Source organism: Pseudomonas sp. W5-01 (assembly GCF_046540435.1).
Lineage (GTDB): Bacteria > Pseudomonadota > Gammaproteobacteria > Pseudomonadales > Pseudomonadaceae > Aquipseudomonas > Aquipseudomonas graminis_B.
Genome location: NZ_JAXCIP010000006.1, coordinates 103736 through 120227, shown reverse-complemented (window position 1 = coordinate 120227; position 16492 = coordinate 103736). Strand labels below are relative to the sequence as shown.

The following is a 16492-nucleotide window of genomic DNA, read 5'->3' as shown; positions in this document are numbered from 1 at the left end:
GGAATACCTATGAGCCGCGCCCCCGATACCTGGATTCTGACCGCCGACTGCCCCAGCGTGCTGGGCACGGTGGACGCGGTGACGCGTTATCTCTTCGAGCAGGGCTGTTACGTCACCGAGCACCATTCGTTCGATGACCGGCTGTCCAGCCGATTCTTCATCCGCGTCGAATTCCGTCAACCGGACGGGTTTGACGAAGCGTCTTTCCGTGCAGGCCTCGCCGAGCGCGGCGAATCCTTCGGCATGATCTTCGAACTCACCGCCCCGAACTACCGCCCGAAAGTGGTGATCATGGTGTCCAAAGCCGATCACTGTCTCAACGATCTGCTCTACCGACAGCGCATCAATCAGCTGTCCATGGACGTGGTCGCCGTCGTTTCCAATCACCCGGACCTCGAACCGCTGGCGCGCTGGCACGACATTCCCTACTACCATTTCCCCCTCGACCCCAATGACAAACCGGCGCAGGAAGCCAGGGTGATGAAGGTGATCGAAGACACCGGCGCCGAACTGGTGGTGCTTGCCCGCTACATGCAAGTGCTGTCGCCGGAGCTGTGCCGCAAGCTCGATGGCAAGGCGATCAACATTCATCACTCGCTGCTGCCGGGCTTCAAAGGCGCCAAGCCGTATCACCAGGCCTACAACAAGGGCGTGAAACTGGTCGGCGCGACGGCGCATTACATCAACAACGACCTCGACGAAGGGCCGATCATCGCCCAGGGCGTCGAAGTGGTCGACCACAGTCACTATCCTGAAGACCTGATCGCCAAGGGCCGCGACATCGAAGGCCTGACCCTGGCGCGAGCGGTGGGTTATCACATCGAGCGACGTGTGTTTCTCAATGCCAACAGGACGGTGGTGCTGTAGGGGCTAGTTGCAAGCTTCAAGCTTCAAGCCGCAAGAGTAAAAGCGGCGTCACTCGCAACACGTTTCGGGCCCGTGTAGTGGCAGCAGCGCTTTTGCTTGCTGCTTGAAGCTTGCGGCTTGAAGCTCACTGATTCACCCAATCAATAACAAATAGAGAGGTGACATGTATGTCTGGTAACCGTGGTGTGGTGTATCTCGGCGCGGGCAAGGTCGAAGTACAGAAAATCGACTATCCCAAGATGCAGGACCCGCGCGGCAAGAAGATCGAGCACGGGGTGATCTTGCGCGTGGTTTCCACCAACATTTGTGGCTCCGATCAACACATGGTGCGTGGCCGAACGACTGCCCAGGTCGGCCTGGTACTGGGTCACGAAATCACTGGTGAGGTGGTCGAGAAAGGCAGCGACGTCGAAAACCTGAAGATCGGTGACCTGGTGTCCGTGCCCTTCAACGTCGCCTGCGGCCGTTGCCGCTCCTGCAAAGAGCAACACACCGGCGTCTGCCTGACCGTCAACCCGGCCCGCGCCGGTGGTGCCTACGGTTATGTCGACATGGGCGACTGGACCGGCGGCCAGGCCGAATATGTGCTCGTGCCCTATGCCGACTTCAATCTGCTCAAACTTCCTGATCGCGACAAGGCGATGTCGAAGATTCGCGACCTGACCTGCCTCTCCGACATCCTGCCCACCGGCTACCACGGCGCGGTGACTGCCGGTGTTGGTCCGGGCAGCTCGGTGTACATCGCCGGCGCCGGTCCCGTGGGGCTTGCCGCCGCCGCTTCAGCGCGCTTGCTTGGCGCGGCAGTCGTCATTGTCGGTGACGTCAATCCGGTGCGTCTGGCGCACGCCAAGGCCCAGGGTTTCGAGATCGCCGACCTCTCCAAAGACACCCCGCTGCACGAGCAGATCGCCGATCTGCTGGGCGAGCCTGAAGTGGACTGCGCCGTCGATGCCGTAGGCTTCGAAGCACGTGGCCATGGGCACGCGGGCGCCAAGGCCGAGGCACCGGCCACCGTACTCAACTCGCTGATGGGCGTGGTTCGCGTCGCCGGCAAGATCGGCATTCCCGGCCTTTACGTGACGGAAGACCCGGGCGCCGTGGACGCTGCCGCCAAGGTCGGCGCACTGAGCATTCGTTTCGGTCTGGGCTGGGCAAAATCCCACAGCTTCCACACCGGCCAGACGCCGGTCATGAAGTACAACCGTCAACTGATGCAGGCGATCATGTGGGACCGCATCAACATTGCCGACGTGGTTGGCGTGGAAGTCATCAGCCTCGACGACGCGCCGCGCGGTTACGGCGAGTTCGATGCCGGTGTGCCGAAGAAATTCGTCATCGACCCGCACAAACTGTTCAGCGCCGCATGATTCTCTGACGCTCTCAAAAGGCGACCTTTGGGTCGCTTTTTTTATGCCTGACGTAGGCCTCTAGTCCGGCATTTGTAGGGCGTTTCTGAAAATGGTTGGGGAGCGTTTGAATTCCATTCCTGCTTGTTTCAGCGGCGTTTTCTCCGTGCTATTTGTCCTGCCCGTTTTCAGCTGGTGAGTCATGCATGTTTGTCTGGTGGGTCAGAACCTCGATTCATTTCCTCGTCGCAACGCCGCTCATTGTCTTGCCTGCCACGCTGACCAGCGCTCACCTGGTGCCTGTTACATCGGGCTGGGTATCGTCGGAAATGTTCTTTGAAAACCCCAACGCGTGTATTTGGGCCGGGGTGGAGCCGCCAGTCTGCGAGGCCGGATACCGCGCGGCTTACCGTCAACATGTGCGCGTCGCACCAACCTACCGCGAGCTGGCGGACTGCGAGGCTGACTTCACCCCGGGTGAGTGTTTCGCTGCCGACGTTTCCCGGCTGTGGTCCCCCTGGCTGTCCGGTTTCGCGATCATCACCCAGGTTCAGGTGAAATCCACCGGAGGTAGCGCCGACCCTCATGTGCGCCTCTTCAGTGAACCGCTATATCGCGGTGCCGATCATCAGGGCGGTACGCGCTTGATCAGCCTGCGCGAGAAGCTTCACAACGGTGAGCATTTCGATAAGGCGTTCATTCGCCACCGGCTCTTGCAGGCGGGCTCGACGGCTGCGGATCAACGGCTGGCGCGGACCTTCGAGCCGCAGCGCTTGTTCTATGTCAGCAAACCCTGAGGCCCTGGGTGGAACTTCCCTTCGAGGGGCGGTCCAACGCGTGTTTACCCGGTCATGGCCGGTCTCCTGGCAAACGAGGTTGTTGCGATGAAAGTTTCACTGAGAAATGTACGTGGTGCTGCGCTGGCGAGCCTGATGGCGCTCGCAGTCACGCCGGTCTTCGCTTTCAATCTGAATGACGCGGCCAATGCCGTTTCCAATGCAACCGGCGGTCAGCAAAAGGCAACCGCCGCGCCCGAGGCAGCCGGGCTATTGAACACGCTGGGCACGCGGTTGAACGTCACGCCGGAGCAAGCGGTGGGCGGGACCGGCGCCTTGTTGGGGCTGGCCAAGAACAAGCTCGCCGGCAACGACTATTCGCAACTGAGCAAATCAGTGCCAGGCCTTGATCAACTGGCCGGCAACTCGGCCCTCGGCAGCCTGAGTGGTCTGGGTGGATTGTTGGGTAATTCCGGGAGCAGCAACTCTGCCTTGGACAGCGCGCTGGGTAATGTGCAGAGCATGGGCGACGTGAACAAGGCGTTCAGCGCCCTGGGCATGAACAGCAGCATGGTCAGCCAGTTCGTGCCGGTGATTCTGCAGTACCTCGGTCAGCAAGGCGCGGGCGGTTCAGCGTTGCAGGCGTTGAGTGGCGTCTGGGGCGCCAAGTAATGTAGTTGCAGCGCCCCGGCAATCGGGGCGCCTGCTGCTACGGATGTGCTAAGCAATCGCGCCGCGTAACTCGGCGATCCGCGCATCCTTCTCTTGCCACAGCCGGTTGACCCAGTCCTGCACATACACGCGGAACACCGGGTCATTCTCGTAATCGCCCTGCCACAGCGCAGGGTCGAGTTCGCGGGTCTTGATGTCGACAATCACCCGTGGCACTCGTCCTGATAGCAAGTCCCAGAACCCCGGGATGCGCTCGCTTGGATAAACGACCGTCACATCAAGCACCGCGTCCAGCTGCTCACCCATCGCTGCCAGCACGAATGCGACGCCGCCTGCCTTGGGCTTTAGCAAGTAACGATAGGGCGAAGCCTGTTGGGCTTTCTTGGCCGGGGTGACGCGTGTGCCTTCCAGGTAATTCACCACGGTCACGGGCTGACGTTTGAACAGCTCGCATGCCTCGCGGGTGATTTCCAGATCCTTGCCCTTGAGCTCGGGATGCCTGGCCAGAAACGCCTTCGTGTAGCGCTTCATGAACGGGTAATCGAGTGCCCACCATGCCAGCCCCAAAAACGGCACCCAGATCAGTTCTTTCTTTAGGAAGAATTTGAAGAAGGGTGTACGTCGATTCAACGCCTGCACCAGCGCCGGGATGTCTACCCACGACTGATGGTTACCGATGACCAGGTAGGAGGTATCGCCACGCAGGCCTTGGTCGCCGCGGATTTCCCACTGGGTTGGCAGGCAGATTTTGAAAATCAGCTTGTTGATTTCACACCAGGTCTCGGCGATCCACATCACTGCCACCGAGCAGTTGTCGCGCATCTCGCTCTGGAACACCAACTTGAGCAGCGCAAAGACCATCAGTGGGCCGATCAGCACCAGCGTATTGAGCAGAAGCAGCAGCGTGACGGCAATTCCGGTGAGCAGGTGACGCATAAGGCACTCGCGGTCGACAGGGTGGCGCGCAATGATAAGCAGGCCGGGCGGTTGGCGCAAAATCCTGGCGATACCGACGAATGTTTCACGCCTTTGTCAGTAGGCTCCCTATGCTTGGCTCGCTTGGCCCTGAGCGCGAAGCCTGCCGCGAACCATCGGCAGAGTGACGGTCTAAACCGGGCACACGCCCCGCCCATTCATCACGAGGAATCAGATCCGTGAAATCCCTTCTGGCGCTTATGTCTTTGCTGGCGTTGCCTGTCATGGCTGCCGAACCGACGTTGTACGGTCGTTACGAATACATTCAGGTCTCGGAGATCGGCGAGACATTCAAAGCCAAGATGGACACCGGCGCGTTGACCGCATCGCTGTCGGCCAAGGACATCGAACTGTTCAAGCGCGATGGCGATGACTGGGTGCGTTTCCGTCTGGCGACCAAGGACGCCGACAGCAAAGTCTACGAGCACAAGGTGTCGCGCATCAGCCGGATCAAGGGCCGTTCCGAAGGCGACGATGACGAAGAGCCGGCCGATCCCACCAAGCGCCCGGTTGTCGATCTTGAGCTGTGCCTGGGCAACGTGAAACGCACCGTGGAGGTCAACCTCGTCGACCGCAGCCATTTCAACTATCCGTTGCTGATCGGCGCCAAGGCCCTGCGTGAATTCGGCGCGGCGGTTAACCCGGCGCGTCGTTATACGGCCGATAAGCCTGAGTGCTGATGGCCGTTTTGATTGCGTCCCCGAGCGATTGCGCGGGACGCTTCAGGCATGCGGCATATGATCCGATTTGATGGCCTACTTATTGGAATAAGTCACGACTGAACGAAACAAGATGAAGCGCTACGACCTCGCGCGGGCCACCTTGAGCATTATGGGGAACCGAGGTCTTCACTCACTCAGAGGCCAAAACGCCGAGTCGCGACGCTTAAAAATGTCATGATGGCGGTCGGCTGGTAGCGCTGGCCTGTATTACACGCAAACTAATGGAATGGACCCTAAAGCATGAAGTGCATCACGTTTGAAAAACTTGTAATCACCGCTGTCGTTGCCGTCAGCATTTCTGGTTGTGGCTCCATTGCGCAACGTACGCAGAGTGACTCGGACTTGCAGGAAAAGGCCGCCTTTGCCCTGAACACCAGCAGCGACAAAATCACTATTTTGTCAAAATCGGCTTCCTTGGAGTCGGTGCGTTTTCAGGTAAAGAGCGATAAGGGAATTTACAATTGTTACTTTACCTCTGTAGTCGTAGTGAACTCGGATGCTATTTGCTCGGGTCCTGTACAGGGCACCGTTCAGTCTGCCCAGACGCAGAAGGAAGCAGCGCAGCCGCAGAACTGTAATGCATTGTTGAAAGCCGCGAAACGCTGCTAAAGACGAAGCAAAAAGGCCGGAGTTATCCGGCCTTTTAGTATGCGATTTTTGCGCCCACCTACCTGCAGGTTAGCGTTTATCTAAAGCCTACTCATTGCTGCGTGACCGATTTCTACACAGGCGGCTGAGTCTCTACCATCGATGGCCGCTGACTGACTTCGTAATACCAGTTCGCCAATCGTGGGTAGCTGCTGCGCCAGCCCAGATTGGGCTGGCGGAAATCCAGATAGCCCACCGCGCATGCCACGCTGATCGACGCTACGTCGAAATGCGTACTCAATTCGGTGACGGCTTCGGCTTCGAAATAGGCCAGCGTGCGATCGATTTTCTGCTGCTGGGCGTCGAGCCATTCCGACCAATGTTTTTCCTCGGGCCGCAGAAAGGTCTCGTAGCGGATGAGCAGTGCAGCGTCCAGCAGGGCATCGGCCAGTGACGCAAGCGTCAATCGCCGCCAGCGCGCCGACCCTTCCTTGGGAATGAGGGGGTTGCCGACATGTTGTTGATCCAGGTATTCGAGAATCACCCGGCTGTCATGGATCACGTTGTCGTCGGCCAGGCACAGCGCCGGAATTTTTCCGCACGGATTGCCGCGGCAGAGTTCAACGTCGGGGCTCACGGGGGTGAGGGCAACGGCCTTGAGACTGACCCGGCTCGCCTGTCCGGTCTCATGAAGCAAGATCAGCACCTTGCGAGCGAAGGGCGAAGCGGCGTTGTAATACAGCGTCATGCTGGGCGCAGACATGGACATTCCTCTGATCGGCCTGGGCCTCCAGACTAGTCAGGGCCAGGACGCTGCGCAATATCCTGAAGCATTGCCGGGCCGATTTGCGACGGCCCGGACATTGATGTCAGACCGTCGGGACCCCATCGGCCGAATCAGCCGATGGTCTGCCGGATTGCGCCGCAGGTGTGCCGGTCAGCAGCGGCTTGGCGACAAACCAGATGATTGTGGCGGCGATAAGATCGAAGGCGGCCAGCGCCACAAACAGCGGGCTGTAGCCGACTTTAGTCACCATGATCCCGAGCACCAGCGTGAACAACGCCGCGCCGAGAAACCCGAACATGCCACCGAGGCCTGTTGCCGTACCCACTTCGTTCTTGCCGAAGGAGTCCGACGTGATTGCGTACAGGGCGCCCGACAGCGTCTGGTGCGCGAAACCTCCGGCGCACAGCAGCGCGATGGCGACATAAGGGCTGTCCACCAGACCGATGCAGCCAGGGCCGATCATGCACAGCGAGCCCAGCACCATCACCATCTTGCGCGACGTGAGCAGGGACACGTTGAAATGCTTGTAGAAAAACGGGCTCAGGTAACCGCCCAGCACGCAGCCGATGTCAGCTGCGAGAAACGGCAGCCAGGCAAACATCGCGATTTCCTTGATGTTCATGTGACGCTCGGTCATCAGGTACAGCGGAATCCAGGCGTTGAACGTCTGCCAGGCCGGCTCTGACAGCATGCGGGCTGACGCGATTGCGTAGAAATTGCGGGTGCCGACGATCTTCTTCCAGCTGGCGTGCTTGGTCGGCGCGTCCTTCAGGTGGGACTCCTGACCGGCAAGAATATAATCGCGCTCCTCGTCACCCAGCAGACGCTGATTGCGCGGGTGTTTGTAGAAGAATAACCAGCCCGCGCTCCACAGCAGGCCCAGCCCGCCGACGATGATGAACGCGATCTGCCAGCCGCTGTGCAGAATCGCCCAGACCACGAGGGGAGGGGCCAGCAAGGCACCGATCGACGAACCGATGTTGAACCAGCCGATGGCAACCGAGCGCTCTTTGGCCGGAAACCATTCGGTGGTTGCTTTGATCGCTGCAGGAAACCCCGCCGCTTCAGTGATGCCCAGCAAGCTGCGCAGGAACGCCAGACTCTGCCAGCCGGTGGCCATAGCCGCCGATGCGCACGCCACAGACCAGGCGATGGCGAACACTGCAAAGCCGATTTTGGTGCCGATGGCGTCGATCACGTAACCGGCAACCGGCTGCATGAAGGCATAGCCCATCTGCCACGCGATGACGACGTGCGAGTACTGTTCGGTGGAGATGTTCAGCTCGCTCATCATGGTGGGAGCGGCGACGGAGAGGGTATTGCGCGCGAGATAGTTGACGATCAGGCCGCCGGTTATCAGCGCGACCATCCACCAACGGATGCCTTTGATTTTCATCGAGTCCACTCTGGGTATTGTTTTTATTAGGCGGCGATCGTTATACGTCGTCGTATGACTCGATTTAGTCAAAAGCACGTTTTGTTGTCAATGGGAATACCCATAAATTGCCATTGTATTTCTATATGTAACTGGATTGCCACCGGCGGGGCTGGGTTTTTGGCGATCGAGTGCCTAGGGGGCCGTGAATTGAGGGGGCAGAACGCAGGCTGGCTGGCTTTGTAAATTGCCGACGGTCGTATGATGACTGGAATGGCGGAAAATGCTTGTCCCTCGCTTGAGGAGCGGGGGGCAAGCCAGTCGTCTGGTGAGGCAATGCGGTTCGCTACTTTGGCTCGTCGTCACGCCACCAGTTGTCGCCCAGTAATCCCAACCCTACGTAGAGCAGGCCTTCGAGCAATATTTCATAATCAAGAAACTGCTCATCTTCAATCGCTTCCGCTCTCACGACCCAAGGGACAACGTAAGTAAACCAAAAGACGATTATGGCGAGGCCAAGCACCCACTGATAGCGCCAGCGTCTTGTGACTCGACAGGCGCTCCAGATGGCAGCCGCGACGATGATTAACGAGATATAAAACGCCATCTAGCCATCACCGTTGTTTTTAAGCAGCAATGCTGACGAGGACCTCTGAGGGCCAATACCTCCCGCGACTTGAGCGTCGATACTGACTATTACATCACCGACGTGGTAGGTCGGAATTCCTTGTTTGGCCTTCCCTCCTGAGAACATGCCCGCCATCCCTCCCACTATCGGACCGAACACCTCTGTAACAGCTTTGCCGCTCAGCGAGGATATGGCGCCACCCACTCTCACTCGTTGATCATTTAATAGATCGGCAGTATTCCGGCTCAGGCGATTAGACACCGCAAGCACCATCCGGCAAGGCCGCCCCTGTGCAAGCATTCGCTCGTAGGTTTCCTCAATCAACCGGGTGACCTCAAAATGGCTCCTGGTTATTTCCGGTAGGTTGATCGTTCTCAACGATGCGGCATCGTCCGGCTGCACGGTGAAGTGAATAAGCGTAAACACGACACCGTAATGGCCGACATGTTGGGTACGTTCGAAGTCCATGACATATCCCTCGCTCAGCAATATTGCTTATTGCCGATCCTGTCCCATCCGCCCGTTACGCTGCCGGCCGCGCTCCCGTCGTTTCTTTTTTGCAGGGTGTAGGTCGAGCGGATACGGCCGTAGTTGAGCTGGATGAGTTCGGTGGGAATGCCGTCGTTGGCGAGTTGGTTGTATTCGGCAATGATCACTTCTTCGAGAATGATCTCGTAGAACTTCATTTTGTCGCCCCCTGCACGGTGTACGGAAAGCTTCACTTCCTTGAAGTGCTCTCCGGCGCAGTTGGCTGCCATCAGTTTGCAGCTCGACTTGTCGAGCATCTTGGTCAGCGTCAGGTTGCTGAGCGTGGTGCGCCCGGAAGTCGCGCCGCCAGCCGTGCTGGCTGTGACGGACGCGCTCTGGTAGGTGCCGAACGAATATCCGGTGATTTCAATCCAGTCTTTGCACTGCTCATCCAGTGCTTCGCCAGCAATGCCTTCAATCTTCAAAAATGCGTCGAGCGCCATTGTGGGTCTTCCCGATGGATAGTGTGGATGCCCTGCCAGGGCGGAATATCGATTATCGGGAGGGTGACTCGCAGGGGAGGCCAGCCTGGGAGTCGGAGCGTGTAGGACGCTTAGTGTTGTTGCGAGGGAAGTTTCTTACGGACTTGTTCGACTTATAACCAAGGGACGCCAGGCAGGATGCGGTGCTTTACTGCGGATGCGCGCGCCTCTGCCATCGTCAAAGCAAGCCGGTTCATTGGGAACGGTTCGATGTAAATCTTGTAAAAGCGGGGCTTCGGTGAATCAAACCCGCTTGCGCGCCATCAATCCTTTGCAGCTGTACCAGGTTGGAATGGCCATGCCGACCCAGGCGAGTACATCCCACGCACCGTCGCCCAGCAGCGCGGCGAACAGGCCGACTGCGGTCAGCAGGGCGATCCAGCCGGGCGTGCCGAAGGTCTTCCAGAACGCGGGGTGCTTTTTGTGTCGGGTCATGCCACTTCCGCCTCTACGGCGACTGCTTTTGCCGCAGCGACTGTGGCGCGACGACGGACCCACCACAGGTACAAGCCACTGCCGAGGACGATGATGGTCAAGACGTCCAGCGCGGCCCAGAGGATTTTCATCGGCATGCCGCCGTAGTCGCCGAAGTGCAGCGGTTGCGACAGCAGCAGGGCGTCCATGTACCACGGGCGTCCCAGCGTCGCGGTCACGTGCAAGTCCTGGGCGTCAATCAGTACGGGGGTGAGCAGGTGAGACGTCAGGTGCGTGTCACCTTTCATGAACACGGCGTAGTGATGCTCGCTGGAAAAACGGGAGCCGGGAAAGGCAATGAAGCTCGGCTCGGCGCCGGGGACAGTGGCTTTGGAGATGTCGATCAATCGGGTTGCCGGTGCGCGTTCGGCCAGGGGTGGGGCGTCCTTGTAGGGCGCGATCATGGTCATCAGCGCGTCGGTGCGCCACTGGGCGATCACTAAATCGGCGCAGGCGTTGAGCACACCGGTCAGGCCCACGACCATGGCCCAGGTCAGCGTGACAACCCCGATCAGGTTGTGCAGATCAAGCCAGCGTACCCGCGTGGATTTGTTCGGCCGCACCGTGGCGAAATCCAGCCGACGCATAAAGGGCGCGTACAACACGACGCCGGACACGATCGCCATGACAAACAGCAGTCCCATGAATGCCAGCAGCAGCTTGCCCGGGAGCCCTGCATACATGTCCACGTGCAGGCGCAGCATGATCATCATGAAACCGCCGTTGGCGCTCGGCGTTTCCATCGCTTCGCCGGTGCGGGCGTCGAGCATGAAACTGTGGGATTCATTGGGGTCGCCGCCGGCGGTTTTACCCATGATGGCGTAGACGCCGTTGGGGTCATCATCATCCCAGCCGAAATACTGCATCACGTCGCCGGGGCGATGGGCCTCGGCTGAGCGAACCAGTTGCTCGAGGTCCAGATGCGGCGTGCCGGCGGGCATTTCCTTGAATTCCGGTGCATCGCCCGTCAGGTGAGCGATCTCGTGACTGAAGATCAGCGGCAAGCCAGTGATCGCCAGCATCAGCAGGAATGCCGTGCAGATCAGGCTGGTCCACGTGTGGATGAAAGACCAGCGGCGAATGGTTTGGCTTTTCATGTGGAAATCCGGAGTCAGCGAAAGCGACAAAGGCCGCTGTGTGGGAGCGGCCCTTGTTTCGGGTAATGAGAGTTTAAACGATTACCATTTGTAGTCTACGCTCGCGAGCACGGTACGACGGTCGCCGTAGTAGCAATAGAAGCCGTCGCAGGTGGAAATGTATTCCTTGTCGAAGACGTTGTTGGCATTGACCGACACGCTCACGCCCTTGAGGGCGTTGTTCATGCGGCCGAGGTCGTAATGCACGGCAGCGTCGTAGACGGTGTAGGCATTGCTGTGCCCGTAGTTGGAATCGGCGACAAAGCCGTAACTGCCGATCGCAATATTGTCGGTCTCGCCAATGTACCGTGCGCCAAAGCCCAGGCCGAAACCGTCGAGCACCCCGTTGTGCCAGGTGTAATCACCCCAGATCGCCGCCTGATTTTCAGGCGTGAGTGGCAGCGGACGATTCTTGTCCAGCGGGTCGGTGACTTTGGTCATCTTGCTGTTGGCGTAGGTGTAGGACGCCGTCACTTTCAGGTTGTCAGTGACATCGCCTACCGCTTCCAGCTCGAAGCCGCGCACCTTCGCTTCGCCCAAGGGTCGCTGCACGCCCAGGATGTCGCTGAGCACGATGTCACGACGGGTCAGGTCATAGGCCGCGGCGGTGAAGAGGATGTTGCTGCCAGGCGGCTGGTATTTGAGGCCCACTTCGTACTGCTTGCCCGTCCCCGGCTGGAATGCCACGCCGTTGGCGCCGCCTTGCTCGGCCTGGAACGACTCGGCGTAGGAAATGTAAGGCGTGAATCCGGAGTCGAAGACGTAGCTGAGGGCGGCGTTGCCGGTGAACGCGCTGTCGGTTCGGTCGTCGGACTGATTGGTGTTGTAAAACTTCGATTCGGTTTTAAGCAGATCCTGGCGCCCGCCCAGGGTCAGACGCCAGTTATCCAGGGCCAGTTGGTCCTGAATATAAACGCCGACGTCCCGGGTTTTCTGGTTGTAATCCTGATACGCGGTGTAATCGATGTTGCTGAAGTCCTGCCCGTAAATCGGCTTGGCGATGTTGCTGGTCGGCGCGTTGCCGTACTGCCATTTGTAGTTGTGATTCAGTCGCTGATAGTCGAGCCCGAGCAACAGGGTGTGCTTGAGTTCGCCCGTGTCGAAGTCGGCTTGCAGGTTGTTGTCCAGCGCGAACTGGGAAATGTCCTCGTTGACGACGTTGGCGCCGCGAGCAACGGTGCCATCGTCTGACACCGAGCCGAAATAGCCGCCTGCCGTGATTCCCTGAAAGGACAGGTCGCTTTTGGTATAGCGGACGTTCTGCTTGAACTGCCAGACATCGTTGAGACGATGCTCGAAGGCATAGCCCAGCGCGTAGTAAGTCTTGTCGTAAAACTCCCAGTCCGGATCGCCCAGGTTTTCGTGATATTTCACGCGGCCCACGGCCGATGGGTATTTGGTGCCCTGAATCGGCAGGAACTGGCTGGTGATCCCGGTATCGTCACGATTGAACTGGCTGAGAAAGGTCAGTTTGGTGTCCGGGTCGATGTTCCAGGTCAGGCTCGGCGCGATGTTGTAGCGCTTGTCATCGATGTGGTCCACCGAGGTGCCGCTGTCACGCACGACGCCGCTGACGCGGTACTCGAAATTGTCGGCATCGTCGATCTTGCCGGTGCTGTCGAAGCTGATCTGCTTGCGGTTGTAAGTGCCGGCCTGAACCTGCACCTCGTGGCTGGCGTCGGCTTCGGGGCGACGACTGACCATATCAAGCATGCCGCCTGGCGGGGTCTGACCATAAACCGAAGACGCCGGGCCACGCAGGAGGGCAATGCGCTCCAGATCCCAGGTCTCCATTTTCGGCATCACGTATGCCCCTTTCGGCAGTGGCAGGCCGTCGAGGAATTGGGTGGGTTCAAAGCCGCGGACTTTCAGCCATTCGGACCGGCTGTCGCTGCCGTAACTGCTGGCAACCACGCCTGGCATGTAGCGAACGGCGTCGTCGATGTTCTGCACCGCCCGATCCTGCATCTGCTGACGGGTCGCGACCGAGATCGAGCGCGGCGCTTCAACCAGCGCGGTGTCGGTTTTGCTGCCGGCTGCGGTGCGACTCGCGGCGTATCCCTGCGCCGGGCCCCATGCGCTTTCGAAGCTTTCCTGACTGCCTTGAATGCTGGTGGCCGGCAATGCCATCGCGCCTTCAGGCGCAGCCACCAGCGTGTAGGTCCCTGCCGTGGTCAGGTTCAGTTGCAAGCCGGTGCCGCGCAGCGCCTGGCCCATCGCCCCAGACGCGTCGAACTGCCCCTGAACCGGCGCCGACGTGCGCCCCGCTGCCAGTGCCGGATCCAGCGACAGGGCCAGGCCCGCCTGACTGGCAATCTGCGTCAGCGTCGTGGACAGCGGCGCGGCCGGCAGATCGTAGGTACGGACGCTGGAAGTCTGGGAAGCGGCCATCAGCGGCGCACTGAGCAGCGGCGCGGCAATGGCGACGGCGATAGCCAGCAGGCTCGGTCGCAGAAGGGTGTGAAGCGTGCGGGACATGAACGGCACCTCGATGGAAATGGTTCTCAATGTCTATGTGCCGAACGAGATATGGAAAGTGATAGGGCCGGGCGAAAATAATCTGTGAATTTAGTCAGTAGGCGTACGAAGGCCCTTTGGGAGCGAGCTTGCTCGCGAAGACAATTTTCAGCCCTGGTGATCCAGTGGATGTACCGGCCCCTTCGCGAGCAAGCTCACTCCCACGGGGTTGCGGTTATCCAGATGCCCCAAGCCTGCCCAAGAGACCCCGAATTAAAGCGCAGTCGCCGGCTTCTTCCCGCTGCCGACCACCGTCACCCACCACTGCGTACGTGCTTCGATCTGCACGGGCAGCGTGGGCGTCAGAGCCTTGAGCGCCAGGTCGGTGTTGGTCAACGGAAAGCTGCCGGTGATACGCAGGTCTGCAATGTCTGTCGCAACGCCGAGATGGCCCGGACGATAGCGGGCAAGCTCCGCAACGACATCTGCCAGACGAGCGTTATCGACCACCAGCATGCCGCGCATCCAGGCGCCGGTGCCGGGCGTCAGGGCGAGCATGGGCCCGAGGCTGTTACGATGAATCAACATCTGCTGCCCCTCGTTCAGCACCTTTTCATGATTCGAAGCCTGCGGGTGCACGGCGACGGCTGATTGCAGCACGCTCAACAGCGTGCCGTCGGCCTGCCGCTTGACCAGGAACTGCGTGCCCAGTGCGCGCATCTGCCCCTCAGGGGTCTCGACGATGAACGGACGCGCGTCGTTGTGGCTCCCGGTCTCCACGAAGATCTCGCCTTCTTGAAGCACGACCCGCCGCTGTTTGTCATCGAACCGCACGTCCAGTGCACTGTGGGTGTTGAGGCGGATCAGGGTGTTATCCGACAGGCGAATCGTGCGCTGCTCGCCGGTGGCGGTGCGCAGATCCGCCAGCCAGTAATCCACCGGCAGCAGGCGATCACCCAGAAACAGCGTCAATCCCAGCGCCAGCGCCACCCCTGCAAACCCGCGTCCCAGCTTGCGCAAACGCGAGCCCATCCCGTCACGGGACCGCAAAAGCGCCGAACGTGCCGGGCCGGTGGTCCCGGCAAAACGCTGATCGACCATGCCCAACTGCATCCAGGCCCGGGCGTGCTCGTCGCTGGCGGCGTACCACTTGGCGAACTCTTCACGCTCGGCTTCGCTGCCCCGGCCGCAATCCAGGCACAGTTGCCAGGCGATGGCGGCGTCCAGCACGTGGGATGAAACAGGTCGGGTAGAAATACGGCTCATGTTGGCTCGCCATAGAGTGCGATGTAGCACTGGCGCAAACCCTGCGCCAGGTACTGACGCACGCGGGGCACCGAGACGCCGAGTTTGGCGGCGATCTCTGCATGGGCCATGCCGTCCAGGCGGTTGTAGAGAAAGGCGGCGCGCGCCTTGCTGGACAGCTTGCCCAGCAGACGGTCGATGGCTTTGAGGTCTTCGAGAATCAGCTGCTGCTCTTCCAGGGAAGGTTGTTCGCCCTCGGGAATCAGCATCAGCTCGTCCAGATACGCCTGTTCCAGCGCGGCACGACGGAAGTGGTCGAACAGCAAGCCTTTCGCGATCGAAACCAGAAAGGCCCGGGGTTCGCGGGGTTCAAGCAATTGCTCGCGGCCGAGCAAGCGGATGAACGTGTCTTGACTGAGGTCTTCGGCGCGGTGGGGGCAAGCGACATTGCGTCGGAGCCAGCCCAGCAGCCAGCCGCGATGGTCGCGATAGAGCGTTCCGACGAGCTGCTGGGGACTTTGAAGTGACGACACAAGCGCACCGAGGAGAACAAAGGGGCTAACGAGAATTGTTCGCGATTGTGTCAGAGCCGCCCAATGCTGGCAATTGGTCCTTGTAGGAAGAAGCCGAACGGTTGACGTACGAATCGGCCATTAGATTTGTAAGGCGCGGCGGGATCCAGAGGCAGGCCCAGAAGGATGAACGCTAAAACGAATGCGATTGTTGCTGCCGTCGCCATTTCGCCACGCCTTGCTCAAGCTGTGCAGGGGTTTCGATCCCCTGTCTTCTGGCGTGGCTGAACAGGATCATCGCGAGTTCGGCGGTCACCAGGGCATCGGCGCTGGCGTGATGACGCTCTTCGGCGTGGAGCCCGAAGAACCGCGTCCAGTCGTCCAGGCCTGCCTGACGCAAGTTCGCGTTCGGGCAAATGAAGGGCGCCATGTGGGCGACATCAATGAAAGGGTGCAGCAGGCGATAGCCCAGGCTTTCCTTTAATGCCCGCCCCAACATGTGCTCGTCGAACGCCGCGTGGAACGCCAGCAGCGGGCTGTCACCCACGAACCCCATGAAGTCCAGCAGCGCCTCTACCGGCTCGCTGCCCCCCGCAATCGCGGTGGGCCCCAGCCCGTGAATCAATACGCTCGGGCTGAGTTTGTGATCGGTGCGCATCAGCGTGCGCTCGAACTGCTGCCCTAGATCGATCGCGCCATCTTCGATGACCACGGCGCCAATCGACAGCACGTCGTCCCGCTGCAGATTCAGCCCACTGGTCTCAAGATCAACCACGACCCACCGTTGTTGGCGCAGTGTCTTTTGATCCAGGACGCCCGGGCCGGGCAAGGCGCGCAGGCGCTGTTGCTGTTCAGGTGTCAGCTCAGGGGCGACGGCGCGTTTGGGTGGTTTGAGCCAGCGGAACAAATTCATGATCAGTCG

The 16492-nt window shown here is 59.9% G+C and carries 18 protein-coding genes; 6 read left to right on the top strand and 12 right to left on the bottom strand.

Annotated elements, in window-relative coordinates:
* Positions 1–9: 9 nt before the first annotated feature.
* The 4 genes from purU to SLW75_RS19795 all read left to right on the top strand — a co-directional run bounded on the left by purU (position 10) and on the right by SLW75_RS19795 (position 3661).
* A complete protein-coding gene (gene purU / locus SLW75_RS19810) occupies positions 10–867 on the top strand; it encodes a formyltetrahydrofolate deformylase (protein WP_065991274.1) in 858 nt (285 codons plus the stop codon).
* Positions 868–1034: 167 nt separating this feature from the next.
* Positions 1035–2234, top strand: coding sequence for a formaldehyde dehydrogenase, glutathione-independent (gene fdhA / locus SLW75_RS19805; protein ID WP_065991275.1), 1200 nt, complete (start codon positions 1035–1037; stop codon positions 2232–2234).
* A 185-nt stretch (positions 2235–2419) separates the two neighbouring features.
* Positions 2420–3010 (top strand): DUF1190 domain-containing protein, encoded by a 591-nt coding sequence (locus tag SLW75_RS19800; RefSeq protein WP_410935238.1) that lies wholly within the window; start codon positions 2420–2422, stop codon positions 3008–3010.
* A gap of 87 nt (positions 3011–3097) precedes the next feature.
* Positions 3098–3661, top strand: coding sequence for a DUF2780 domain-containing protein (locus SLW75_RS19795; RefSeq protein WP_410935237.1), 564 nt, complete (start codon positions 3098–3100; stop codon positions 3659–3661).
* Between the two features lie 48 nt (positions 3662–3709).
* Here SLW75_RS19795 and SLW75_RS19790 read toward each other — a convergent pair whose 3' ends face one another.
* Positions 3710–4597, bottom strand: a complete 888-nt coding sequence (locus tag SLW75_RS19790) for an acyltransferase (RefSeq protein ID WP_410935236.1) — start codon at positions 4595–4597, stop codon at positions 3710–3712.
* Positions 4598–4815: 218 nt separating this feature from the next.
* Between SLW75_RS19790 and SLW75_RS19785 the strand changes: the two genes are divergently transcribed.
* Both SLW75_RS19785 and SLW75_RS19780 read left to right on the top strand, forming a co-directional pair.
* Entirely contained in the window at positions 4816–5316 is a 501-nt protein-coding gene (locus SLW75_RS19785; RefSeq protein ID WP_065991278.1) for an ATP-dependent zinc protease, read from the top strand.
* Positions 5317–5598: 282 nt separating this feature from the next.
* Complete coding sequence (locus SLW75_RS19780; RefSeq protein WP_065991279.1) at positions 5599–5967, top strand: hypothetical protein; 369 nt, start codon at positions 5599–5601, stop codon at positions 5965–5967.
* Between the two features lie 112 nt (positions 5968–6079).
* Here the strand turns inward: SLW75_RS19780 and SLW75_RS19775 are convergent, their stop codons facing one another.
* The 11 genes from SLW75_RS19775 to SLW75_RS19725 form a co-directional block, all read right to left on the bottom strand.
* The gene (locus SLW75_RS19775; RefSeq protein ID WP_065991280.1) at positions 6080–6709 is read right to left on the bottom strand and encodes a glutathione S-transferase family protein; all 630 of its coding nucleotides are present in this window, start codon (positions 6707–6709) and stop codon (positions 6080–6082) included.
* Between the two features lie 106 nt (positions 6710–6815).
* Entirely contained in the window at positions 6816–8129 is a 1314-nt protein-coding gene (locus tag SLW75_RS19770; protein ID WP_410935235.1) for an MFS transporter, read from the bottom strand.
* 325 nt (positions 8130–8454) lie between these two features.
* Positions 8455–8715: a hypothetical protein gene (locus SLW75_RS19765; protein ID WP_410935234.1), complete on the bottom strand. Its 261-nt coding sequence runs from the start codon at positions 8713–8715 to the stop codon at positions 8455–8457.
* Positions 8716–9204, bottom strand: coding sequence for a hypothetical protein (locus tag SLW75_RS19760; RefSeq protein WP_410935233.1), 489 nt, complete (start codon positions 9202–9204; stop codon positions 8716–8718).
* 14 nt (positions 9205–9218) lie between these two features.
* A complete protein-coding gene (locus SLW75_RS19755; protein ID WP_065991284.1) occupies positions 9219–9707 on the bottom strand; it encodes an Hcp family type VI secretion system effector in 489 nt (162 codons plus the stop codon).
* Positions 9708–9989: 282 nt separating this feature from the next.
* On the bottom strand, positions 9990–10181 hold the full coding sequence (locus SLW75_RS19750; RefSeq protein WP_410929926.1) for a hypothetical protein: 192 nt from the start codon (positions 10179–10181) through the stop codon (positions 9990–9992).
* Positions 10178–11317 carry a PepSY-associated TM helix domain-containing protein gene (locus tag SLW75_RS19745; protein WP_410935232.1) on the bottom strand — a complete coding sequence of 380 codons (1140 nt, stop codon included), beginning with the start codon at positions 11315–11317 and terminating at the stop codon, positions 10178–10180. The genes SLW75_RS19750 and SLW75_RS19745 overlap by 4 nt, the downstream gene beginning before the upstream one ends.
* A gap of 81 nt (positions 11318–11398) precedes the next feature.
* Positions 11399–13834 (bottom strand): TonB-dependent siderophore receptor, encoded by a 2436-nt coding sequence (locus SLW75_RS19740; RefSeq protein WP_410935231.1) that lies wholly within the window; start codon positions 13832–13834, stop codon positions 11399–11401.
* 252 nt (positions 13835–14086) lie between these two features.
* Complete coding sequence (locus tag SLW75_RS19735; protein WP_410935230.1) at positions 14087–15079, bottom strand: FecR family protein; 993 nt, start codon at positions 15077–15079, stop codon at positions 14087–14089.
* Entirely contained in the window at positions 15076–15591 is a 516-nt protein-coding gene (locus SLW75_RS19730; protein ID WP_410935229.1) for an RNA polymerase sigma factor, read from the bottom strand. The genes SLW75_RS19735 and SLW75_RS19730 overlap by 4 nt, the downstream gene beginning before the upstream one ends.
* Positions 15592–15763: 172 nt before the next feature.
* Positions 15764–16483: a PolC-type DNA polymerase III gene (locus tag SLW75_RS19725; RefSeq protein ID WP_410935228.1), complete on the bottom strand. Its 720-nt coding sequence runs from the start codon at positions 16481–16483 to the stop codon at positions 15764–15766.
* Positions 16484–16492: the final 9 nt, after the last annotated feature.

Bases quoted from the DNA above. Each gene is read 5' to 3' on its own strand.
- purU (WP_065991274.1), top strand. From the start codon at position 10: ATGAGCCGCGCCCCCGATACCTGGATTCTGACCGCCGACTGCCCCAGC.
- fdhA (WP_065991275.1), top strand. From the start codon at position 1,035: ATGTCTGGTAACCGTGGTGTGGTGTATCTCGGCGCGGGCAAGGTCGAA.
- SLW75_RS19800 (WP_410935238.1), top strand. From the start codon at position 2,420: ATGTTTGTCTGGTGGGTCAGAACCTCGATTCATTTCCTCGTCGCAACG.
- SLW75_RS19795 (WP_410935237.1), top strand. From the start codon at position 3,098: ATGAAAGTTTCACTGAGAAATGTACGTGGTGCTGCGCTGGCGAGCCTG.
- SLW75_RS19790 (WP_410935236.1), bottom strand. From the start codon at position 4,597: ATGCGTCACCTGCTCACCGGAATTGCCGTCACGCTGCTGCTTCTGCTC.
- SLW75_RS19780 (WP_065991279.1), top strand. From the start codon at position 5,599: ATGAAGTGCATCACGTTTGAAAAACTTGTAATCACCGCTGTCGTTGCC.
- SLW75_RS19775 (WP_065991280.1), bottom strand. From the start codon at position 6,709: ATGTCTGCGCCCAGCATGACGCTGTATTACAACGCCGCTTCGCCCTTC.
- SLW75_RS19770 (WP_410935235.1), bottom strand. From the start codon at position 8,129: ATGAAAATCAAAGGCATCCGTTGGTGGATGGTCGCGCTGATAACCGGC.
- SLW75_RS19765 (WP_410935234.1), bottom strand. From the start codon at position 8,715: ATGGCGTTTTATATCTCGTTAATCATCGTCGCGGCTGCCATCTGGAGC.
- SLW75_RS19760 (WP_410935233.1), bottom strand. From the start codon at position 9,204: ATGGACTTCGAACGTACCCAACATGTCGGCCATTACGGTGTCGTGTTT.
- SLW75_RS19755 (WP_065991284.1), bottom strand. From the start codon at position 9,707: ATGGCGCTCGACGCATTTTTGAAGATTGAAGGCATTGCTGGCGAAGCA.
- SLW75_RS19750 (WP_410929926.1), bottom strand. From the start codon at position 10,181: ATGACCCGACACAAAAAGCACCCCGCGTTCTGGAAGACCTTCGGCACG.
- SLW75_RS19745 (WP_410935232.1), bottom strand. From the start codon at position 11,317: ATGAAAAGCCAAACCATTCGCCGCTGGTCTTTCATCCACACGTGGACC.
- SLW75_RS19740 (WP_410935231.1), bottom strand. From the start codon at position 13,834: ATGTCCCGCACGCTTCACACCCTTCTGCGACCGAGCCTGCTGGCTATC.
- SLW75_RS19735 (WP_410935230.1), bottom strand. From the start codon at position 15,079: ATGAGCCGTATTTCTACCCGACCTGTTTCATCCCACGTGCTGGACGCC.
- SLW75_RS19725 (WP_410935228.1), bottom strand. From the start codon at position 16,483: ATGAATTTGTTCCGCTGGCTCAAACCACCCAAACGCGCCGTCGCCCCT.